Raw genomic sequence first — 22,877 nt, 5'->3', positions numbered from 1 at the left:
ATGGCCAATCTCAATGACGACTTTCAGGCGTTACTTGGTGGCGCGCGTGCGGGAGCATATGTGCTCCACGAAAGTCTCAAAATCGCGTTTGTCCTTGCGGATTCGACTGGTTTTGCGTCGAAAAATGCAAGATCACGCGGCATTGCCGACAAGCCTGCACCATTTCCGTCGGGATAGGTTGCCTTGATTTTAGCAGCAATCGCTTCGGCCAGAACGGCGCGTAACGGCTGCGTCGCAGGCGTGGATTGCTGGCGTCCAGGTATCGCAGGCGCGTCTTCGACCTGCTGGGCTGCCATGCTTTTGGGAACAGTGCGGCAGGCTTCATCGCCAAGGGCAGAAAGGTCCACCGCAAACATAAAGGCTGCAAACGACAGGACGCACGTTACAAACAGCATGAATCCATGCTGATGATAACGATCAGTGCGCTGATCTGTGTTGTTCATGCCCTTAATCAAAACGCTTGGACTTTCCTCTACAGTCTTTCCGCAGAAATGAGCCAGTGCCAGAGTGGTTTTCCGATTGGCCTAAGCCACTCTAGTTATTCGATTTTATGCAAAGCCCGATTCAAAAACTTTGTATTTTTATCGGGACTTAGCGTTGACACCTACAGCATCGATTCACAAATTGGAATCTATTTCTGTCACCTGCTGCCCCTCGGTTCGCATGAAAGGGTTTGCGATGGTTCCTGATCTGCTGCTCACACAACCAAAATCCTGCGTCGATTAGGCTCTGTTGGTCATAAAACCGATTTCGATTTTCGGCCCAATGTTGTAGGGCTTGCTTCCGCTTTAACGCGCTTTATGTTGAAACAGTGATCGTGAAACTGGCAGAGCTTAAATTGGCATATTTACCGACGTTCCGCGCAATTGCATTTGCAATGACCACTTTTGCTGTGTCGCTTGGGGCGCTGGATCATTCGTTTGCTCAGGATAACAAACCGCAACAGGCTCAGCCTCTCGCTCAGCAATCGGCGCCTGCTCAAGCTCCTGCACCGGTATCAGCAGAACCTGCGGCAGCTAGCACACCCGTTTCTGGTGTGGTGCAGCAACAAAAGCCGATCATCAACGATCTCAAGCAGCAGACCAAATCGATCAACGATCAGCTGCAAAAATCTTCGACCAGCGATGAGACGCTCGCAAATCTCAAGCTACAGCTTGATGGTCTTTCCAAGAAGCTGCTTGATGCGGGTGTTGCGTTTCGTCCAAGGCTGACGGAAATCAACACACGTCTGGAGCAGTTGGGTGCCGCCCCCTCCGGCGATCAACCGGCAGAACCGCAAATCGTTGCGGATGAACGCGCACGACTGACTGCTGAAAAGGCCGAGATCAACGCCGTTATCGGCGAGACGGAAGATGCATCGCTTTCGGTCAATCAGATGTCGGCGAAAATCGGCAATATGCGCCGTGACCTGTTTGCGCAGACCTTGTCTCAGCGCGTCAATCTCGATCTTACGCTCGGATCTGAAGTAACCTCGGCTGCTGGCGATCAGATGGTTTCGCTGTGGAGCATCGTGAAATCATGGTGGCGCTTTGTCTCCACCTTCAAGCTGAATTCGTTTCTGGCAGCGGCCTTTTTCGCATTTGTCGCGGCACTGATCATCCAGCTCGGCGCACGCCGCGTTCTCGGTACGCTTTACGAACGTGACCCGACGATTGAAACACCCTCTTATCTGAGCCGTTTGTCGGTTGCATTCTGGTCTACAGCGATCCCATCGGGTGCTGTCGGTGTGTTTCTGGCAACGACCTATTTCTTTCTCAATTACTTCAATGTTTTAAGACCTGATATTGCAGGGCTTCTACAGTCGCTCTTCGTCGTTTTAGGCATTGTGTTCTTTATCAGCCGGCTGGCGTTTGCCTGTATAAGCCCATACACACCAGCATGGCGGTTGGTGCCGGTCGCACCGCGCCCAGGTCGGGTTCTCGTCTGGCTGATCACAGGCATGGCTTTGATCAACGGGCTTGACTCGTTTTTCAGCAAAGTAAATCAGGTTCTTTCCTCGCCGCTCTCTTTGACGATGGCGAAAAGCTTGCTTTCGACGGTCGTGATCGGCGTTCTGATCCTCATCGTCGCCTTTGTGAAGCCAATAGAAAAAGACGGAGAAGAGGGCGTCCGCCCCTGGCCTAAGATGTTCAGGATATTCCTGATCGTCCTTGGTCTTTTGCCGATTATCGCAGCTGGTCTTGGCTTTATCGGACTTGCACGCTTTGCTGCACAGCAGATCGTTGTTACCGGGGCGTTCCTCGTTACGATGTATCTCGGGTTTTTGACCGGTCGTGCAATTTCGGAAGAACAGGCCTTTGCGTCCAGCCCGATTGGTCGGGTTATGCGTGACCGCTTCCATTTTGATGAAGCGACACTTGACCAAATAGGGCTTGGTGTCGGCATTCTCATCAATTTTGCGGTGGCGCTGGTCGGCATACCGCTCGTGCTGATGCAGTTTGGTTTCCAATGGTCGGAGCTGAAAAGCACTTTCTATAATCTGATGACGGGCATCCCTATCGGCAATATTTCCATTTCGCTGATGGGTATTCTGACGGGTATTGCGCTTTTCGTCGTTGTCTATCTGATGACGCGCTGGTTCCAGAACTGGCTTGATAACAGCGTCATGGCGCGTGGTCGTGTAGATTCCGGCGTTCGTAATTCGATCCGTACGGTGGTTGGCTATGTTGGTCTGGTACTTGCGGCGCTGGTTGGTGTTTCGGCAGCTGGCTTCAATCTGTCCAGTCTCGCACTGATTGCTGGTGGTCTGTCACTTGGTATCGGTTTTGGCTTGCAGAACATTGTCCAGAACTTCGTTTCGGGCCTTATCCTTCTGGCTGAACGTCCGTTCAAAGTGGGCGACTGGGTCGAAGCAGGCACCGTTAGCGGTATCGTAAAAAAGATCAGCGTTCGTGCAACCGAAGTTGAGACTTTCCAGAAGCAGTCGATTGTCGTTCCAAACTCGACGCTTATCAACGGCAATGTCGGTAACTGGACACTTCGTAACAAGCTTGGCCGCATCGATATCAATGTGCAGGCAGCCTATACTGATGAGCCGCGTCGCGTTCACACATTGCTGCTAGAAATCATCCGCAGTCACCCTTCAATTCTAAAAAATCCGGAACCGTTCGTAGCGTTTCAGAGCATGACGGATTCTCTGCTGGTGTTCGATATCTACGCACATGTTGCAGATATTACATCGACAGGCGGTATCAAGAATGAGCTGCGATTCCAGATTGTTGAACGTTTCCACGCAGAAGGTATCGAGCTGGCTTCGTCTTCCACTGATCTGGTTCTTGGTGTTACGGAAATCGAAAAGCTTTCCGAGCTTATGAATAAAGATACCCCACGCGCTACAAAGACGCGGAAGGAAAAGCCTGCTGAGTCTGAGAAGGGCGAAAAGCCTGAACGTGACGACAAAGTCTGAACGCTTTAAATTACTTCCAGTTTTCACTGAATCGTTGGAAACTCTCTATCTATTCGTTTTTGCGTGCATCCTGTTCCGAAAACCGCTTCGTACTTTTTGGGATGCGCTTTAATGCGAATTATGAATATGTCGTTCAGTTGCAGTTCAGTTTTGAAGTCTTATAAATGATTACGAAAAGAGGCAGGCGAACTGTCTTAGAGCAATGGGGCCGTATACTCGGCTTGTAGCGGGAGCAGCGGAAACGCTGAAACGATATGAACAGAACTCAGGTCAATTATGCTGGCAAGGTCGCTATCGGTGCGATGCTCGCGATTTCGTTCTCCGTACCGAGCCTTTATGCTGCAACTGTTGCCAACAACGACAGCTCGGCTCAGACCATTGTGGTGACTGAAGGCGCTTCGAAGCGTGAAATGCTGGTGGCACCTGGTGAAACAGTCGATTTCTGCAATGGCGGTTGTTTTGTAACGTTCCCGAATGGTGATCGTGAGGCGCTTAAGGGCGACGAAACCATTACGATTTCGGGTGGCAAGGCGACCATTCAATAAGTTGACTAGCACGAATTGAGAAAGCCGGGGCACAACCCCGGCTTTTTATTGAGCTTTACGATTAGAGCGTCTCCCATCTTCATTGAACCGTTGGGAATTCTCTATCTATTTGTTTTTGCGCGCCTCTTGTTCCGAGAACCGCGTCGCACTTTTCGGTCTGCTCTTTAACTGCGGGGCTTGAGATTTTCCGGGTCGTAGAGTGGCTTGTAACCAATCGATACGACTTCTACTGGATAGGTCTCTCCGAAATACTCCACGTTCAGCTTGCGGCCTTCCTGGCAGTAGGACCAAGGCAGATAGGCAAGTGCGATATTCTTGCCGATGGTTGGGCCGTAGGCGATGGACGACGTGAACGAGCGACGTCCGAGTTCATCAACCAATGTTGCACCCGTTTCAGGGTCGAGCACCGGCAGAATGCCGACCGGGTAGCGTTTGACGCCTTTGGAGTCGACATTCTCGCTCATAACCAGCGTGCAAAGCATGGCTGGCTGATGCTCGCGAGCCTTGTACTCAAGATGCTTTGCCTTGCCACGGAAGTCTGCTTCCTTGACCTTCGGGCGAGCCAGATCAGCTTCAAGCAGATTGTATTCAGTGAGCAGATCTGCATTCTGAAGGCGTAGGCTTTTCTCCATGCGGCGTGTATTCGCATAGGTCTCAACACCGACGGCAATTGCCCCGGTTGATCGCAGCGCATCCCAGACAGCGAGGCCGTCTTCATAGCGCATGTGCAATTCCCAGCCCTGTTCGCCGACATAGGAAATACGGAACGCTGTTACGTCCTTGCCTGCAATACAGATTGGCTTGATGGCGGCAAACGCGAAGTTCTCGAGGTCAAGACCCTCCGGGTTCTCGACAACCTTTTTGAGATTGTCGCGTGCATTCGGTCCCCAGATACCGATGGTGACATATTTCTCAGTCACATCGGTAATAGTGACATCAAAGCCCTTATCTTCAGCCACACGGCGCATATAATGGAAATCGCGCGGACCGGCATCCGCGCCGTTGATCATGCGGATGCGGTCTGCCATGCGGATGGCCGTGAAATCGGCGCGCACCATGCCTTCATCATCGAGAAAATGCGTATAGATGCCTTTGCCGATATTGGCATCGCCGCCGATCTTGGCAGCGCATAACCATTCCATCAGCTCGACATGATCCGGGCCTTCGATGTCGTACATGGCAAAATGCGACAGATTGATAATGCCGCAATCTTCACTCAGTGCGAGATGCTCAGCGTTGGAAACGCGCCAGAAATGGCGATTATCCCACTCGTTCTCACGGACCGGAATGCGGTCGCCATATTTTTCAAGCAGATGCTCATTGGCCGCATAGCCGTGCGCGCGCTCCCAGCCGCCCAGCTCCATGAAGTGGCCGCCAAGTTCCTTTTCACGCTCATAGAAAGGTGAGCGACGAATATTGCGGCCTTTGGAAAATGGTTCGCGCGGATGCACTGCTGGATTATAGACCTTCATCGCCGTTTCGGTGCAGCGATCCCATATGAACTGCTCGGTCATCTGATGCGGATAGAAGCGTGAATAGTCGATAGCGTGGTGATCGATTGCTGTACGGCCATCTGTCATCCAGTCAGCAATGAGCTTGCCCATGCCGGGGCCGTCTTTGACCCAAATCGCAACTGCATACCAGAGGCCGCGCACCTTCTGGCTTTCACCCATTGAAGGACCGCCATCAGTCGTGACCTGAAGGAAACCATTGAAGGAATGGCTTTCATTGTAGCCCAGTTCGCCGAGGATCGGGGTCAGTTCGATGGCGCGTTCAAGCGGTTCGAGTACCTGTTCCATGTCGAGATCGCGCTGTGATGGCGACAGGCGTGCTTCATGCTTTTCGAGCAAATCACGCGGATGGCAGAGGCGCGGATTGGTTTCTTCGTAATAGCCCCATTCGATCTGACCGCCTTCGGCCGTCTTCGGGTCGCCGGTGTCGCGCATATAGGCTGAGTTGCCCTGATCGCGCATGAGCGGCCAGCCGATTTCCTTACCGGTTCCTGCAAATTCATTATAGGGACCGAAGAAAGTGAGCGGATGGTCAATCGGCATGACTGGCAGGTCTTCGCCAACCATCTCGGCAATCAGACGGCCCCAGAGACCGGCACAGATCACAACATAATCCGCTTCGATCGTACCGCGATGGGTGACAACGCCCTTGATGCGCCCATTTTCAACAACAAGCGACTGTGCGGGGGTATTGGCGAAGCTCTGAAGCTTGCCAGCTGCTTCGGCTTGGTCAATCAGCTTGCCCGCAACCGTCTGCGAACGCGGAATAACGAGACCTGCATCCGGGTCCCACAAGCCGCCCTGAACGAGGCTTTCTTCGATTAGCGGGAATTTTTCTTTGACTTCCGCAGGCTCCATCAGGCGGGCGCGTGTGCCGAAGGCTTTGCCGGATGCGACTTTGCGTTTCAGTTCTTCCATGCGGGAATCGTCGCCGACGCGAGCAACTTCGATACCGCCGACGCGAGCGTAATGGCCCATCTTCTCATAGAAATCGATGGAGTAGAGCGTTGTCCAGCACGACAGAAAATCATGGCTGGTTGCATAGCAGAAATCAGATGCGTGTGCGGTGGAGCCGATATCGGTGGGGATGCCTGACTTATCAATGCCAACAATATCGTCCCAGCCACGCTCGATCAGGTGATGGACGACGGATGCGCCAACGATGCCGCCCAGCCCGACAATGACTACTTTCGCTTTCTTAGGAAACTCTGCCATTTTATGCGATCCCATTTTTCATTTGATAGAAACATAGTGATTGGCAGGAGCTTACAATTGTCATTCTACGACATAATCACGGCGTGAGGCGACCGAAGCTCAATGGCTGTTTGATCGTTTTGACGGACAGGAAATCCGGAACCTTAATGTGTTGAGAATTTGATTCACAGGGCAGGGCTATCACTATGATTTAAAAAGAAAAGCCGCATTGTGAATAATGCGGCTTTTATGCTTGTTTCTCCGATCAGGCTGCTATCAGCATTTTGCGGTCAGCCCGTTCCTGCTGCGGCGAACGCCCGTAAAGTTCGCGGTAGCACTTGGAAAAATGCGACGCGGAAACAAAGCCACAGGCAACGGCAACTTCAACAACCGGCATGGATGATTGCAGCAGCAGATGCCGGGCCCGGTCGAGACGAATTTCGAGATAATAACGCGCTGGTGAGCGACCCATTTCCTGACGGAACAGACGTTCGACCTGGCGACGCGAAAGCCCGATATTATGCGCCACATCGATAAGCGCTTCGGGTTCTGAAAGATTGGCTTCCATCATTTCGATGATCGTCAGAATCTTCGAGTTCTGGATACCAAGACGAGCGCGAAGCGGCAGACGCTGGCGATCATGCGGATTGCGCACGCGGTCCGTGAGAGCCTGTTCGCAAATGCGGTTGACCAGATTATCGTCGAAGTCATCACCGATGAGCTTTAGCATCATATCGAGTGAGGCGGTTCCGCCTGCACAGGTATAGATATTGCCATCGACTTCGAAGAGATCGGCATAGACTTCCGCTTTTGGAAAAGCTTCGGAGAAGCCGGGCAGGTTTTCCCAGTGAATGGCGCAACGTTTACCAGAGAGAAGGCCGGCAGCCGCCAGAATATGCGCGCCCGTGCAAAGGCCGCCAACCGCGACGCCGCGGTTATATTCTTCGCGTAGCCAGGCAAAGACTGACTTGTTGCGAAATTCTTCGACATAAACGCCCGAGCAAACAAACACCATGGAAGGGCGCTGTTCGCGCTGAAGGAAGCGTCGCTCGTCCTCCAGCGAAGCATTGACAGCGCATTCCACGCCGTTCGACGCTGTTACCGGTTTGCCGTCGGTGGATGTCAACCGCCAGCGATAGGCTTCATAGCCCAGCATTCGATTGGCAATGCGCAGCGGTTCAATTGCTGTCGCAAATGCGATCATCGAGAAGTCAGGGACCAGAAAAAAAACAATAGACCGCTTAACCGATGAAGCTTGATTCATAGCCTGATCGTTCCCATTCTCGAAAGCCCGAACCGCGGTTCCCGACGCAGTTTCCGGCTTTGTGCCTCCGTCATGACACCGGGGCTTTGTCAGACCCTGTCATCCGGTCGCTTTCTGACCGGCCATCCTGTTGCTCCAGCCCGGATTTATAGGGGGTAGGCTATGACGCAAACAGGACAGACATATTGAGACATAGAACTTTCAGATTGCATAGTGCGGCTAAATGCCTGCCGTAAATTGGCATCTATATGTCGTTTAATTGAGGGCAAGGAATATCCTGCCCTCAACTGACGATGTTATTTACTTCTTTCGGCTGATGCGTGTGGAAGTGGGAAGGCGATCATCCACGCAAGGCCAGCCGATATCGTGTAGAATGTGTTCCGGTAACGACTCCAGCACCCTGCGGCTTTTCTTTACGCGCCGCTGATAAGCCCATTCGGCATAGAAAGCGACGACCGATGCAATGTTCGCTTGCAGCCAGCTTGGGATGACAGATGGGCGCGAACCAGATTCGTTTTGCAGTGCTTCACATTGAATGCTCATTTTCGTTCTCCTGACAAAAAGTGAGACCAAGTGGTTGGGTGGAGATGTTCTGATCTCGATGATGAGAGCTTGCGACCATCTTGACGTTCAATCAAACGAAATATAGAAAGGTATAAGATCAGAAAAATTGAACTAACGGAAATCGCGGAGTTCAACATGACAGCGCCGGTTCAACATCCTCTGCCAATGCTCGATATTGATGTGTTGCGCACATTCGCGTCCATTGCCGATACAGGCAGTTTTTCGGCAGCGGCAAATGTGGTTTTTCGGACGCCCTCGGCTGTTTCGATGCAGATCAAGAAACTTGAAGAGCAGCTCGGGGTTGCCGTTTTTGAGCGCGATGCGCGTTCGGTTACGCTGACGAGTGATGGTGAGATATTGCTTGGCTACGCGCGGCGACTGCTTGCGCTCAATCGCGAGGCCGTGGCCAAATTTGTTGCTCCGACGGTTACAGGCGTTGTTCGCTTAGGGTCGCCTGACGATATTGGCGAATGCGTTCTGCCTCTGGTTTTGAAGCGATTTGCTGAGACCCATCCGGGCGTCACTGTCGATGTCGTCATTGATCAAAGCACCAATCTGCGCAAGCGGCTGGATGAACGCCGTCTTGATGTCACGCTGGTCAATCTCTCGCACACAGTGCCGGGCAGAGGTGACGTTGAAGTGTTGCTTGATGAGGAGCTTGTCTGGGCAGGCGCAAAATGTGGTACGGCCTATCGTCGTGATCCACTTCCGCTCTCCATATGGGAAGAGGGCTGTGCATGGCGTGGAAATGCGCTGGAAGCGTTGGAGAAGTCAGGCCGGTCTTATCGTATCGCCTATATGAGTTCTCATTCTACAGGGCAGCGCGCTGCCATACAGGCTGATCTCGCTATTGCACCTTTCGGTAAAACATTGCTGGGAGAGGGAATTGTAGCGCTCGGACCTGAACATAATCTGCCGCAGCTTGGACGTTATCAGCTCGGAATGATCATTAAACCGGACGCGCGCCAGCACATTCAGGTGGTCGCTGAACATTTACGCAATGTTTTTGAAAGCTATCGCCGCAGCGGTCGCTTCGATACATTTCGCGCAGGTTGAGCCGTGCAATGAAACTTTAGCAGTTTACTAAATACCTCTCTTGCCAGCGAAAAAAGCTGCGCTAGATTTTATATGTGACAGCCGAGTAACGGCTTCACCGCCAGAATACCGGGCAGCGCGCGTCAGGTAGTTTGGGAGGCATATTTGGTTGAATTGAGCATCTCAATGGAGAGACTGTTATGAAGCTATCCCGCATTGTCCCCGTTGCCATCGTTCTGTGTGCTTTCACGCTGGCGTCTTGCGCAAATACAGTCCGCGGCGTCGGGCGCGACGTCAAAGGCACCGCACATGCGGTGCAGGAAACAGTAGAATAAAATGAAAAGGTCCGGGTAATTAACCCGGACCTTTTTTATTTCTGCAGGAAGTAACTCACAGTGATGTTCATGTCTGGACGGGTTCTGTAGGCGATCTTGGTCGTTGTGATGCCCGTTTCAGGAATATGAATCTGTGCCTCGTTTATAAGCGCCGATACACGCTCATTTGGAACTGCATCTCCGAACCACATAACCAGCGTAGGCCTCACTGCATTGGCCGCACCAAACGGTGTTTCAGGATGAATAATCTGGAGAGACGGGTCGAAGAGACGGAAGTTTCCGGGGATCTGTGCGTTGTCCGTCAAGATCGTTTTAAATTCGCCCTGCTGCCTCACTTCATCGTAAAGACGCTGATATTCCAGCTGGCCATAGGGCGGCGTGCTTGAGCCATATGTGAGATAATAGGCAAGGACAGGTGGCACAATTAGAGCCGCAACGATACTTACAGTCGCGAAATCTATCAGCGCTCGTGTTCCGGCTCGATAATGTGCAAACCAGGCAGCGGTGGCTGCAGGTAGAAGGAAAAGAACCGGCTGCAACCAGCGGTCTTTGATATTGCTGACACCGGCCAGCACGACACCGGCAAAAACAATTCCCATTCCGATGATAAGCAGGCGACGCATAAAAATCTCGCCTGAAGTGAATGGTTTATTTGGCAATGTCCGCGCTTTCGAGTGGATAAGCGCAATAATGCCCGCAACCGCGAGTGCTACAATCGAAAATAGAAAGGCTGCTTCAATAAAGCTGCCGACACCGTTGAGGCGGTCAATAAAGAGATTTCCCGAAGCGCCTATCTGGAGTTTGCCAGAGCGAGCAATGACGCTCGATTTGTGCGCGAGCATCCACATGCCCGTGGGGGCGAAAGCTGCGCCAAAGGCAATGATTGTGACGATAGAGAGCTTTGAAAGGAGAATTTTTCTATATTCGGGGACTGAAAGAGCGGTGACAATCAGCATTATTATGAAAAGCGAGGCATTGAATTTGCCCAGAATCGCTGCAGCCATAGTAATGCCAAGTACGGCCGCCGAACCCACATGACGGGCGCGCATGTGCCAGGCAAGAGCCAAAAAGGCCCAACCACAGCCCGCTGTGCCTGCAACAGAGTGTGTGAGTGCGCGCTGCGATTCCCATCCAATCTGCGGAATGAGAAAAAGTCCAAGCATTGACGTCGAGGCAACGATACGTGAAAACCCGAGCAGCCGCATTGCGGCGAATACACTTAGAAAAAGGCTTGCGAGTACACCGAACTTGACGATCTGCAACGTCAGCATAGAAGTGCCTAGCACCGACGCCGTAATATTTGTTATCCAGGTGTAAAGCGGTGGCTGAGAGCCGCCGTAACCCCAATCAAGATAGCCGATATTGGCGAGCTGTTCCGCATCGTCGAGACCTGCACCGTTTGATACAAACGTGACCAATATTGCCTGGAAGGCGAAATAACAAAGGACAAAAAGCACCGCCGCCGGTAAACCGAACGTGTTTTTTTCGGCTGGAAGTGCCGTTATTGGTCGTGTTGCACTCAAAATCTATAGATCCCAGAAAAAATTACGCTTTATCTGCGTACCAAGCAGCGGTTAGCTTTCACAGGATTATGGCCAGAATTCAATCTTTGGGACCAGATCTAATATAAAAATCACGCATAATTTATGAAATGAACAATGGCAAAAACCGCGCTGCCTCTGAAGGTGCACGGTTTTGCCAAAAACGCATGGCGTTCCCGCCAAACAATACACAGGCGGGAGAGACTGAAGCTCCGGTACGCAGTACCAGATCCGGAGCGTCGAGAAGGTTTGCACCGTCTCTGGCTCCTTTTTAGCGCAACATCGTTACCGGACAGTTATCAGATACTTAAGCAAATCTAAACAAAGCAAGTTTTTCGCTGCTTTGGCGAAGAATTTCTCAATTGCCTGCTTTGGTTGAGCGCAAGAAATTTATTATGCCCGAAAAGTCGTCTCCGCCATGCCCTTCATTATCGAAGCGGCTGTAAAGTGCTTCTGCATGAGCGCCCAACGGCGTTGCAGCACCCGAGCTTTTTGCCGCCTCCTGCGAAAGCTTGAGGTCTTTGAGCATCAGAGCTGCTGCAAATCCGGGCTTATAATCCCGGTTGGCAGGCGATGTTGGTACTGGTCCGGGCACCGGGCAATAGGTCGTCAGCGACCAGCATTGCCCCGATGAGGTGGATGCCACATCAAACAGTGCCTGATGCGAGAGGCCTAATTTTTCAGCTAACACAAAGGCCTCGCTGACGCCGATCATCGAAATGCCGAGAATCATGTTGTTGCAAATTTTTGCAGCCTGACCTGCGCCATCGCCGCCGCAATGCACGATCTTACCAGCCATCGGCTGAAGAAGCGGCTCAGCCTTTGTAAAGGCATTATCGCTGCCGCCCGCCATAAAGGTGAGGGTACCTGCTGCGGCGCCACCTGTGCCGCCCGAAACCGGTGCATCAATGGAGAGGTGGCCATGGCGGGCTGCGATTTCGTGAGCTTTGCGCGCCGAATCAACGTCAATCGTCGAGCTATCGATGAAGAGTGAGTCTTTACGAGCCTTAGGGGCAATGTCTTCATAAACAGAAAGAACATGTTTACCAGCAGGCAACATGGTTATAACCGCGTCTACATCGCTGACCGCTTCTGCAGCATTTGCCGCGATCTGAAGGCCGTTGGCTTTAGCTTCTTCAAGATGAGCAGGCAGCAGATCAAAGCCTATGACCTTGTGTCCGGCTTTCACCAGATTGGTGGCCATTGGGCCGCCCATATTACCGAGGCCGATAAACGCGATAGTGGCCATGATTTCCTCCCATTCAATATTTGTATCAGCGTCCGATCAGCTGGCGAGCAATGATCACGCGCATGATCTCGTTGGTGCCTTCGAGAATCTGATGAACGCGCAGATCACGGACAAGTTTCTCGATGCCGTAATCATGAAGATAGCCATAGCCACCCAGAAGCTGCAGCGCGTCATTGGTGACGTTAAAGCCTGTGTCGGTCACAAAGCGTTTGGCCATCGCTGACCATTTGCCAGCATCATGCATTTTGCGGTCAAGCTTGCTCGCAGCAGTGTAAAGAAGCTGTCTTGCTGCTGAGAGCTCGGTCTCCATATCAGCAAGGCGGAACTGCAACGCCTGAAACCGGTCAATTGTCTGGCCGAAAGCCTTGCGCTGCCCGGTATATTCCAATGCTTTATTGAGCGCAGATTGTGCACCACCGAGCGAGCAGGCGGCGATGTTTAGTCGTCCACCATCAAGGCCGGCCATGGCGATTCGGAAGCCCGTACCTTCGTCACCCAGACGGTTGGCGACAGGCACGCGGCAATTGTCGAAAATCACTGTGCGGGTGGGCTGCATATTCCAACCCATCTTGTGCTCATTGGCGCCAAACGACAGGCCGGGCGCATCTTTCGGCACAACGATGGTAGAAATTCCTTTCGGACCGTCCTCGCCGGTACGCACCATAGTTACATAAAGATCGGTAGCTCCCGCACCGGAAATAAACTGCTTGGTGCCGTTAAGTACATAGTGATCGCCATCCCGCTCTGCGCGGGTGCGAAGTGCGGCTGCATCGGAGCCTGAACCGGGTTCAGTCAGGCAATAGCTCGCAAGCCATTCCATCGACGTAAGTTTAGGCAAAAATGTCTGACGCTGGCTTTCATTGCCAAACGTATCGATCATCCATGCTGCCATATTATGGATGGAAATAAACGCTGAAAAAGCTGGGCAAGCCTCGGCAAGCGCCTCGAAAATAAGGACCGCATCAGAGCGTTTAAGTGCCGATCCACCTACGTCTTCGCGAACATAAATGCCACCCATGCCAAGCGGTCCGGTTTCCTTTATAACGTCAATCGGGAAATGTTTGTCGCGATCCCATCGCAGTGCATGAGGCGCAACAAAATCCGATGCGAAGCCGCGCGCCATATCTTGAATGGCGAGTTGATCTTCATTGAGTTCAAACTGGTTCTGGTCGGCAGTATCCATGGTTTCCTCCCTATGAGCACCGCACCCTCCTGAGGCGACTAGATCACAATGGCGCGTGGCTGCCAACGCTCCATTGGAATAATGTTGCTCACTTTTGTAATAAACTGATGCGCATTTTTGCATATAAGGTTGCCGCAACCGCTGGCGATTGCCAGTCGCATGAAGTTGGGATAGGCAAGCTCGCATGACACGCGCAATCATGTTTCAGGGAACGGGTTCGGATGTCGGCAAAAGCGTGCTTGTTGCCGGTCTTTGTCGCGTTGCACGCAATCGCGGGCTGAAAGTCCGGCCGTTCAAACCGCAAAACATGTCGAATAATGCAGCCGTCAGCGATGATGGCGGCGAGATTGGGCGCGCGCAATGGCTTCAGGCTCTGGCTTGCGGCGAGCCGTCATCGGTTCATATGAACCCGGTTCTGCTGAAGCCACAGACTGATATGGGCAGTCAGGTGGTTGTGCAGGGTAAAGTGCGTGGCGAGGCGCGTGGGCGCTATTATCAGCAGTTAAAGCCGCAACTGATGGCTGCGGTGATGGAATCCTTTGATATTGTCAGTGAAGGCGCCGATCTGGTGTTGATCGAAGGTGCGGGGTCGCCTGCCGAAATCAATCTGCGCGCCGGTGATATCGCCAATATGGGCTTTGCCACGCGTGCAAATGTGCCAGTCGTCTTGGTGGGTGATATTGATCGCGGCGGGGTGATTGCCTCGCTGGTCGGTACGCATACAATTCTGCCGGATGAAGATCGCGCCATGGTGCGCGGCTTCATGATTAACAAGTTTCGCGGCGATATTTCGCTGTTTGATGACGGTCTGGAAGCGATTACCCGCTTTACGGGCTGGCGTTCTTTTGGGGTTGTTCCATGGTTGAAAGCCGTGTCACGACTGCCTGCTGAAGATTCGGTCGTTCTGGAACGAGCCACGCGCGGCGATGCCAAGGCGTTGAAAGTAGCAGTCCCCCTGTTGCCGCGTATTGCGAATTTCGACGATTTTGATCCGCTGAAGGCAGAAAACCAGGTTGAGGTTGTCATGGTTCCGCCGGGACAGCCTTTGCCGCATGACGCAGGGCTTGTGGTTTTACCGGGCACGAAATCAACGATTGCCGATCTGATTGCATTTCGCGAAAACGGATGGGAGCGTGATTTGCAGCTCCATGTGCGGCGCGGCGGGCATGTGCTTGGTATTTGTGGTGGGTTTCAGATGCTCGGCAACCGGATCAGTGACCCGGAGGGTATCGAGGGTCAGGTGCGCGACATCGACGGGTTGGGGTTGCTGGACGTCAACACTATGATGGAACCAGAAAAAGTCTTGCGCAATGTTGAGGCTCACTCGCAACTTTATGATGCAGCACTTGATGGCTACGAGATTCATATAGGGCGGACAAATGGTCCCGATGCTATCCGCCCATTCGCGCGGATCGGCGATCACGATGACGGGGCAGTCTCGGCGAACGGTCGGGTAATGGGGACTTACCTGCACGGTTTTTTTGGTGCGGATGAGTTCCGTCGGCAATTTCTTGCAACGCTCGGCGTGAGCAGTTCAGTCGAGAATTATCGTGCTGGCATTGAAACGGCACTTGATGAGCTGGCTGACGGCCTTGAAAACTGTCTGGATATTGATGCGTTGTTTGCACTCGATTGACGCCGCATTTGTGAAAGCCTAGTGTCGGTTTACACAACAGGTTTTGCCGGGACGAATCCCGACGATACCAAAAGGGAATGCGACGGACGGACCCAATCCGGGCGTCTTTATCGCAGCCGACCCCGCGACTGTAGAGCGGAGAGGGATGAGGCAAGCCGGTTAACCGGCGGCCACTGGAAACACAGCGTTTCTGGGAAGGCAGCTTCAAACCCTACGACCCGTGAGCCAGGAGACCTGCCTGTTGCGTGAAGGACATTTTGTCCGCACCCCATGGGAGGTTTTCCCTGCTGCCTGCACGGAGGTTGTCATGGCTGCGCGTACCCAAAATTCTGTTCCCAACACTTTAGCTATGCCGCTTGCAACGCGTCTTGGCACGGCTGTCGTGTCGCTGCTTCTTGGTGCTTTTCTGATTTATGGCGTGGGTCTTGCTCACTCCGATACGCTGCACGATTCAGCGCACGACACGCGTCATTCATACGGTTTTCCCTGCCACTAAGCCGTTTAGCTTTTTGAATTGGAATTGAGCAACGCCCGATGGTGGACGGCTATCGGCGCGAATTGCCGTTGTTGAGGGACTAAAATGCTTATCCGATATCTTCTGGCCACGCTTGCTGCTGGCATTTTGGCAGGGCTTCTCGTGACGCCTGCCATGTACTTGAAAACCGTTCCGCTGATCATTCAGGCGGAAACTTATGAAGACGCTGGTGGCGGTCATAGTCATGGTGATGCAGCCGAAGCGGCTGCACCGCACGATCATGCAGCAGCTGCAACCAGCGAAGGTGAAGGTGAGGCCGGGGCAGAACTGCCGTTTGGTCGTCTTGGCAATACATTGCTCGCCAATCTCGTAGCTGGCGCAGGTTTTGCCCTGCTTTTGGGCGGTGTTGCTCTGTTGCTTGGTCGTCGTATTACGCCGCAGAACGGTATTTTCTGGGGTGTGGCCGGTTTCTTTGCAGTCGCTTTCCTGCCAGCTTTGGGGCTTTCGCCGGAACTGCCTGCGATGCCCGCAGCCGATCTGGCGCAGCGCCAGCTCTGGTGGATTCTGACAGTGGTGTTAAGCGGCGTCGGCATTTATCTGCTGGTTTTGCGTGGTGAGATCATTTCCAAAATTCTCGGGCTTGTGTTGATTATCGCACCACATCTTTATGGTGCACCGCATCCTGAAGATATTGCATCGCCAATCCCATCGCTGCTTGCTTCGCAATATGCAGTCGCATCGCTTGCAACAAACCTGTTCATGTGGGCCGTCATTGGTCTTGCGCTGGGCTGGTTCATTCAGGCTTATGCAAAGTCGGATATTGAAGGCTGATACCTATGGCTCCGCCCAGAAATGAAAATGCAAAAATTACATTCGTTCTTGGCGGAGCCCGTTCTGGTAAGTCGTCGTTTGCGGAGAAACTGGTTGAGGACTCAGGACTTCAGCCAGTCTATCTCGCGACAGGACGTGCATTCGACAAGGAAATGGAAAGCCGTATTTCCATTCATCGCGACCGTCGCGGACGTGAATGGCAGACGGTGGAAGAACCACTCGACCTTGTTGGGGCGCTTGAAAAACATGCGGGGCATGACCGCTTCGTGCTGGTCGATTGCCTGACGCTCTGGATCACCAATCTGATGATGGCAGAGCAGAATATCGCTGCTGAAACCGAGACACTGATAGCGGCGTTGAGTCCGCTTTCAGGTCCGGTTGTTTTCGTTTCCAACGAAGTTGGCCTAGGCATTGTGCCGGAAAATCAGATGGCGCGGGAGTTTCGCGATCATGCCGGTTTTTTGCATCAGGCCGTGGCATCAGTGGCGGATGAAGTTTATTTCATGGCGGCAGGTCTGCCGCTCAAAATGAAGGGATAATTCGATGCAGGGACAAAAGATTCCAGCGACCGTAATCACCGGCTTCTTAGGTTCCGGCAAGACGACGCTGATCCGCAATCTGCTGGAAAATGCCAATGGAAAGCGCATCGCGCTTATCATCAATGAGTTTGGTGATCTGGGCGTCGATGGCGGAATTCTGAAAGGCTGTGGTATTGAAAGCTGCCGTGAGGAAGACGTGATCGAACTCAACAATGGTTGCATCTGCTGCACTGTTGCCGATGACTTCATTCCGACCATGACTAAGCTTCTGGATCGTGCGGATCGTCCTGATCATATCGTGATCGAGACTTCAGGACTGGCGCTGCCACAGCCGCTGGTCGCCGCGTTCAACTGGCCTGAAATCAAGACACAGGTAACGGTTGACGGTGTAGTGACTGTTATCGATGCTGCCGCCGTTGCCGAAGGTCGTTTTGCAGATGATCATGACAAGGTTGATGCACAACGCGCAGCGGACGAATCTCTTGATCATGAAAGCCCCTTAGAGGAACTTTTTGAGGATCAGATTCATGCAGCTGACCTTATTGTTTTGAACAAAGCCGATCTCGTTGATCCATCGAAACTTGATAGCGTGAAGGCCGATGTGGCTGAACGCTCAACGCGTCGCGTCAACATGGTGCCAGCAAGCTTCGGCAAGCTTGGTGCAGACGTGCTGCTCGGTCTTGGCGTGGGTACGGAAGACGATATTGCCAATCGCAAATCGCATCATGAAATTCATCATGCTGATGGTCACGAGCATGATCACGATGAGTTTGAAAGCTTTGTGGTGGAAGCAGGTTCGGTAGCCGATCCCAAGGTATTTGCAGAGAAGCTCAAAGCTGTGATCGCGGAACACGATGTTCTGCGTCTCAAGGGCTTTGTCGATGTGCCGGGCAAGCCGATGCGTCTCGTTGTGCAGGCCGTTGGTCCACGTATTGAGCATTATTTCGACCGCCCATGGGGCAAGGATGAAGTGCGCAATACGCGTCTTGTCGTCATTGGTCTGCATGAGATTGACGAGCAGGCAATCACCAAAGCTGTGAAAGACGCCGTTTCGTAATGCATCTGTTACTTGCCCAGAAAGGAACGATAAGCGACGGCAATGAGGCCGTCGACCTCGGCCAGACGCCGGGTGACATATTGTTCCTTTCCGCTGCCGATACGGAACTGGCCAGTCTTGCTCAAGCACATAAGCTTGGGCAAAGCGGGCCAAGTCTCCGGCTCGCTAATTTTCTAAGCCTCACACATCCCATGTCGGTCGACGCTTATATTGAGCGTACGGCAAAACATGCGAAGCTTATTGTCGTGCGGATTATTGGTGGCGAGACCTATTGGCCTTATGGGCTTGAGGCGCTTCATGCCTGTGCAGTTTCACACGGCATCAAGATCGCAGTGCTGCCGGGGGATGATAAGCCCGATTACGGACTGACAAGGTTTTCAACCGTACCAGCGCAGGAGCGGGATGCCCTTTGGCAATATCTGATCGAAGGCGGGGCGGCCAATACGTCGCGCTTTCTCGATTATTGTTGCGCACTGATTGATGAGAGCGAAAAGCCGGAAGAGGCCGCACCGCTTCTGAAAGCTGGGCTGTGGTGGCCCAATATGGCCGCGCCTTCGCTCGATCTCATCCGCCAGCAATGGAAGGCCGCTGATGCGCCTGCTGCGGCAATCATTTTTTATCGTGCGCTGGTGCAGAGCGGACAGACACAGCCGGTTGAAGCAATGATCAGTGCATTGCAGGCCAAGGGGCTGAACCCTGTTCCGATTTTTGTTTCCAGCCTCAAGGACCGACTTTCGGCGGCGGTTGTCGATGGCCTGTTTGAAGATTGCCAGCCGGATATTGTGCTCAATGCAACCGGCTTTGCGATTTCATCACCGGGTGCGGAACGTAAACCGACCGTGCTTGATAAGCGCGGTAATATGGTTTTGCAGGTGATCTTTTCCGGTACGCCAAAAGCGACATGGAAGGCCTCGCAGCAGGGGCTACTGGCGCGCGATCTCGCGATGAATGTGGCGCTGCCGGAGGTGGATGGTCGTGTGCTGTCGCGTGCGGTTTCGTTCAAATCGGCAAAGCAATTCGATAGCGCCGTTGAAGCCAATATCGTCACCCATGAACCGGATGAAGGTCGTGTGGCTTTTGTGGCGGAACTGGCGGCAAACTGGGTGCGCCTTAAGCGCAAGAATCCGGAAGAACGCCGCGTTGCGTTGATCCTCGCCAATTATCCAAACCGCGATGGCAGGCTTGGCAATGGCGTTGGGCTTGATACGCCAGCTGGAACGGTGGAAGTGCTGCGGGCTATGAAAGGCGAGGGCTATCAGGTGGGCGAGGTGCCTGCCAATAGTGATGCTTTCATGCAGCTTTTAATGGCCGGTCCAACCAATGCCGCGCGTGATGGGCGCGTAATCCGCGAAGTCATTTCTCTGAATCAATACAAGGCTTTCTTTGCAAAGCTTCCGAATGTGATTCAGAATGAAGTGACAATGCGCTGGGGAGCGCCGGAAGGTGATCCATATTTCGCAAATGAGCTTAATGCTTTCGCTCTGCCGCTGATGAAACTTGGCGAAACCATTGCCGGTATTCAGCCAGCACGTGGCTATAATATTGATCCGAAAGAGACCTACCATTCGCCCGATCTGGTGCCACCGCATGGCTATATCGCGTTCTACGCCTATCTGCGTGACGTGGCGAAGATCGATGCCATTGTGCATATGGGCAAGCATGGCAATCTGGAATGGCTGCCCGGTAAAGCCTTAGCACTATCGGAAAATTGCTATCCCGAAGCGGTCTTCGGTCCTACACCGCATGTCTATCCGTTTATTGTCAATGATCCGGGTGAAGGCACGCAGGCCAAGCGCCGTGCGGGTGCCGTGATCATCGATCACCTGACACCGCCGCTCACACGTGCCGAAAGCTATGGCCCGCTCAAAGATCTGGAAGCGCTGGTTGATGAATACTACGAGGCGTCTGGCGTTGATCCGCGTCGCCTGCTGCGGTTGAAGGCGCAGATTCTCGATCTTGTGCGCGATATTGGTCTTGACCGCGACGCAGGCATTCACGACCATGACGATGAAGATATGGCGCTGCAAAAGCTTGACGCCTATCTCTGCGATCTCAAGGAAATGCAGATTCGCGATGGGCTGCATATTTTTGGTCTGGCCCCTGAAGGGCGTTTGCTCACAGATTTGCTGGTAGCGCTGGCACGTGTACCGCGTGGTATTCCTGTTGCGCTGGGTGGTTTGCCGGGCGAACAGAGCCTGCAACGTGCTATCGCAAAAGACGCAGGTCTTGGGGAAGAATTTGATCCACTCGATTGTGCAATGGCTGATCCATGGATCGGGCCGAAGCCTGCACTGCTGGTGGCGGCAAGTCCTGCAAGCTGGCGTATTAAAGGTGATACGGTTGAGCGTATCGAATTGCTTGCTGCGCAGTTTGTTGAGGGCGAGGTTGATTGCCCAGTAGAGTGGACGCATACCACTGCTGTGTTGCAATCGATCAATGATCATTTGCGCCCCATGGTGACATCCTGCGGACCTTCAGAGATTGAAGGTTTTCTGGCTGCCATTTCAGGGCGTTTTGTGCCGCCAGGACCATCGGGAGCGCCAACGCGAGGTCGTCCTGATGTATTACCGACCGGGCGTAATTTCTTCTCGACCGATAGTCGTGCCGTACCGACACCTGCCGCATGGGAGCTTGGTCGCAAATCAGCTGAATTGCTCATTACCCGTTATACGCAGGATCACGGCGAGTGGCCGACCTCGTTTGGCTTGACTGCTTGGGGCACGTCCAACATGCGCACAGGCGGCGATGATATTGCGCAGGCCTTGGCGCTGATCGGCGTAAAACCTGTCTGGGATATGGCTTCTCGGCGTGTCACTGGCTATGAGATCGTGCCGATTGCCAAGCTTGGGCGCCCGCGCGTTGATGTGACATTGCGTATTTCCGGCTTTTTCCGCGATGCTTTCCCCGAACAGATTGCGCTGTTTGACAAGGCCGTTCGTACTGTGGGCGCACTAGATGAAGAGGCGGATGACAATCCGATTGCTAACCGCATCAAAGCTGAACAAGCAAGGCTTATCGCAACAGGTGCCGATGAAAAGACCGCCGAGCGTCGCGCAGGCTATCGTGTGTTTGGATCAAAACCCGGTGCCTATGGTGCTGGATTGCAGGCACTGATTGACGAAAATGGCTGGGCTGGTCGCAATGATCTGGCGGAAGCCTGGCTTGTCTGGGGTGGTTATGCCTATGGCGCGGGCGAAGAGGGGCAAGCGGAACGCGGGCTTCTTGAAGAGCGGCTTCGCTCTGTTCAGGCCGTGGTGCAAAATCAGGATAACCGCGAGCACGATTTGCTCGACAGCGATGACTATTACCAGTTCGAAGGTGGAATGGCGGCGACTGTTGAGAAACTGACCGGTGCGATGCCGACCGTCTATCACAATGATCATTCAAAACCCGAAAAGCCGGTTATTCGCACGCTCGAAGAAGAGCTGGCGCGCGTCGTGCGTGGACGTGCGGCAAACCCCAAGTGGATCGCGGGCGTAATGCGCCACGGCTATAAGGGCGCTGCCGAAATTGCAGCCACTGTTGACTATCTTTTCGCTTTTGCGGCCACGACTGGCAAAGTTGTCAATCACCACTTCGAGGCTGTCTATCAGGCTTATATTGCTGATAGAGCGGTGCATGATTTTATGCTTGAGAAAAACCCGGCTGCACTGAGTGAAACCGCTTCAAAGCTCAACGATGCAATTGAACGTGGCTTCTGGGCGCCGCGTTCCAATTCTGCGCGGTTTGAGTTGGAAAACCTTATGGAGTATCGCACGAAAACGACGATGTGACGTGCCACTCTTTGTTTGTAAGCAAAGTCCGATCTGGAAGATCTGTCATCTTCCGTGGACCTTGTTAAACTTAAAAAACTGATTCCGGAAAGGGCATTAAATGGCTGAGAAATCTGCGAAACTTCTTTCGATGACGGAAGAGGAATTGAATGCCCGTCATGCGGATAAGATGCGCAAGAAGAAAGCGGCGCGCGACAAGATTCAGGCCACCAAGACCGACGAAAAAGGTCTTGTGATTGTCCATACGGGCAAGGGCAAGGGTAAGTCGAGCGCAGGCTTCGGTATGGTTTTCCGTGCACTTGGTCATGGCATGAAAATTGGTGTCGTGCAGTTTGTCAAAGGTTCATGGGATACTGGCGAGCGCTGGGTTCTGGAGAAGTTTCCAGAGCAGGTGACAATCTCGGCACTTGGCGAGGGCTTTACATGGGAAACGCAGGATCGTGCTCGCGATATCGCCATGGCGCGCGACGCATGGGAACAGGCTAAGGCCCTGATCCTCGATGAAAGCTATGACATGGTGCTTTGCGATGAGCTCAATATCGTGCTTCGCTATGACTATCTGCCGGTCGATGAAGTGATTGAAGTGTTGAAGGCCAAGCCCGAGATGAAACATGTCATCATCACCGGGCGTAATGCCAAAGACGAACTGATTGAGTTTGCTGATCTTGTCACCGAGATGGAAATGATCAAACATCCGTTTCGTTCGGGCGTGAAGGCGCAAAAGGGGATCGAGTTCTGA

General features: G+C 53.0%; 18 protein-coding genes and 1 riboswitch. Of the genes, 11 read left to right on the top strand and 7 right to left on the bottom strand.

Annotated features, from left to right (window positions below; genetic code table 11):
• Positions 1–23: 23 nt before the first annotated feature.
• On the bottom strand, positions 24–443 hold the full coding sequence (locus ABWV94_RS10680) for a hypothetical protein (RefSeq protein WP_113498051.1): 420 nt from the start codon (positions 441–443) through the stop codon (positions 24–26).
• Positions 444–838: 395 nt separating this feature from the next.
• On the opposite strand from ABWV94_RS10680, the gene ABWV94_RS10675 reads away from it, so the two are divergent.
• Together ABWV94_RS10675 and ABWV94_RS10670 are read left to right on the top strand one after the other, a co-directional pair.
• Positions 839–3,406, top strand: a complete 2,568-nt coding sequence (locus ABWV94_RS10675; protein WP_113498131.1) for a mechanosensitive ion channel domain-containing protein — start codon at positions 839–841, stop codon at positions 3,404–3,406.
• 254 nt (positions 3,407–3,660) lie between these two features.
• Entirely contained in the window at positions 3,661–3,951 is a 291-nt protein-coding gene (locus ABWV94_RS10670) for a hypothetical protein (protein ID WP_007875611.1), read from the top strand.
• Positions 3,952–4,115: 164 nt separating this feature from the next.
• Here the strand turns inward: ABWV94_RS10670 and ABWV94_RS10665 are convergent, their stop codons facing one another.
• The 3 genes from ABWV94_RS10665 to ABWV94_RS10655 all read right to left on the bottom strand — a co-directional run bounded on the left by ABWV94_RS10665 (position 4,116) and on the right by ABWV94_RS10655 (position 8,463).
• Complete coding sequence (locus ABWV94_RS10665; protein WP_113498053.1) at positions 4,116–6,677, bottom strand: GcvT family protein; 2,562 nt, start codon at positions 6,675–6,677, stop codon at positions 4,116–4,118.
• Positions 6,678–6,921: 244 nt separating this feature from the next.
• On the bottom strand, positions 6,922–7,920 hold the full coding sequence (locus tag ABWV94_RS10660) for a GlxA family transcriptional regulator (protein WP_064320775.1): 999 nt from the start codon (positions 7,918–7,920) through the stop codon (positions 6,922–6,924).
• Positions 7,921–8,220: 300 nt separating this feature from the next.
• Positions 8,221–8,463 carry a DUF1127 domain-containing protein gene (locus tag ABWV94_RS10655; protein WP_064320774.1) on the bottom strand — a complete coding sequence of 81 codons (243 nt, stop codon included), beginning with the start codon at positions 8,461–8,463 and terminating at the stop codon, positions 8,221–8,223.
• A gap of 156 nt (positions 8,464–8,619) precedes the next feature.
• On the opposite strand from ABWV94_RS10655, the gene ABWV94_RS10650 reads away from it, so the two are divergent.
• Both ABWV94_RS10650 and ABWV94_RS10645 read left to right on the top strand, forming a co-directional pair.
• A complete protein-coding gene (locus ABWV94_RS10650; protein ID WP_007875606.1) occupies positions 8,620–9,540 on the top strand; it encodes a LysR family transcriptional regulator in 921 nt (306 codons plus the stop codon).
• A gap of 179 nt (positions 9,541–9,719) precedes the next feature.
• Positions 9,720–9,854 (top strand): entericidin A/B family lipoprotein, encoded by a 135-nt coding sequence (locus ABWV94_RS10645; RefSeq protein WP_007875604.1) that lies wholly within the window; start codon positions 9,720–9,722, stop codon positions 9,852–9,854.
• A 35-nt stretch (positions 9,855–9,889) separates the two neighbouring features.
• Here ABWV94_RS10645 and ABWV94_RS10640 read toward each other — a convergent pair whose 3' ends face one another.
• From ABWV94_RS10640 to ABWV94_RS10630, 3 genes are all read right to left on the bottom strand, one after another.
• On the bottom strand, positions 9,890–11,272 hold the full coding sequence (locus ABWV94_RS10640) for an ArnT family glycosyltransferase (protein ID WP_235911167.1): 1,383 nt from the start codon (positions 11,270–11,272) through the stop codon (positions 9,890–9,892).
• A gap of 481 nt (positions 11,273–11,753) precedes the next feature.
• A complete protein-coding gene (gene mmsB, locus ABWV94_RS10635) occupies positions 11,754–12,644 on the bottom strand; it encodes a 3-hydroxyisobutyrate dehydrogenase (RefSeq protein WP_353413588.1) in 891 nt (296 codons plus the stop codon).
• Between the two features lie 25 nt (positions 12,645–12,669).
• Complete coding sequence (locus tag ABWV94_RS10630; protein WP_113498057.1) at positions 12,670–13,827, bottom strand: isobutyryl-CoA dehydrogenase; 1,158 nt, start codon at positions 13,825–13,827, stop codon at positions 12,670–12,672.
• Positions 13,828–14,011: 184 nt separating this feature from the next.
• Between ABWV94_RS10630 and ABWV94_RS10625 the strand changes: the two genes are divergently transcribed.
• The 7 genes from ABWV94_RS10625 (at position 14,012) to cobO (ending at position 22,877) form a co-directional block, all read left to right on the top strand.
• Positions 14,012–15,463, top strand: coding sequence for a cobyric acid synthase (locus tag ABWV94_RS10625; RefSeq protein WP_353413586.1), 1,452 nt, complete (start codon positions 14,012–14,014; stop codon positions 15,461–15,463).
• Positions 15,464–15,484: 21 nt separating this feature from the next.
• Positions 15,485–15,719: riboswitch (cobalamin riboswitch) on the top strand.
• 51 nt (positions 15,720–15,770) lie between these two features.
• Positions 15,771–15,959, top strand: coding sequence for a CbtB domain-containing protein (locus ABWV94_RS10620; protein WP_007875594.1), 189 nt, complete (start codon positions 15,771–15,773; stop codon positions 15,957–15,959).
• Between the two features lie 84 nt (positions 15,960–16,043).
• Entirely contained in the window at positions 16,044–16,769 is a 726-nt protein-coding gene (locus ABWV94_RS10615; protein WP_113498061.1) for a CbtA family protein, read from the top strand.
• A gap of 5 nt (positions 16,770–16,774) precedes the next feature.
• Complete coding sequence (gene cobU, locus ABWV94_RS10610; RefSeq protein WP_113498063.1) at positions 16,775–17,308, top strand: bifunctional adenosylcobinamide kinase/adenosylcobinamide-phosphate guanylyltransferase; 534 nt, start codon at positions 16,775–16,777, stop codon at positions 17,306–17,308.
• A gap of 4 nt (positions 17,309–17,312) precedes the next feature.
• Positions 17,313–18,365, top strand: a complete 1,053-nt coding sequence (gene cobW, locus ABWV94_RS10605) for a cobalamin biosynthesis protein CobW (protein WP_113498065.1) — start codon at positions 17,313–17,315, stop codon at positions 18,363–18,365.
• The gene (gene cobN / locus ABWV94_RS10600; RefSeq protein WP_113498067.1) at positions 18,365–22,138 is read left to right on the top strand and encodes a cobaltochelatase subunit CobN; all 3,774 of its coding nucleotides are present in this window, start codon (positions 18,365–18,367) and stop codon (positions 22,136–22,138) included. The genes cobW and cobN overlap by 1 nt, the downstream gene beginning before the upstream one ends.
• A gap of 100 nt (positions 22,139–22,238) precedes the next feature.
• Positions 22,239–22,877, top strand: coding sequence for a cob(I)yrinic acid a,c-diamide adenosyltransferase (cobO, locus tag ABWV94_RS10595; protein WP_079212022.1), 639 nt, complete (start codon positions 22,239–22,241; stop codon positions 22,875–22,877).

The sequence above is a fragment of the Brucella sp. NBRC 12953 genome, from assembly GCF_040369775.1.
Lineage (GTDB): Bacteria > Pseudomonadota > Alphaproteobacteria > Rhizobiales > Rhizobiaceae > Brucella > Brucella pseudogrignonensis.
The sequence above is the reverse complement of the archived record's forward strand: the minus strand, read 5'-3'. Positions and strand labels throughout refer to the sequence as shown.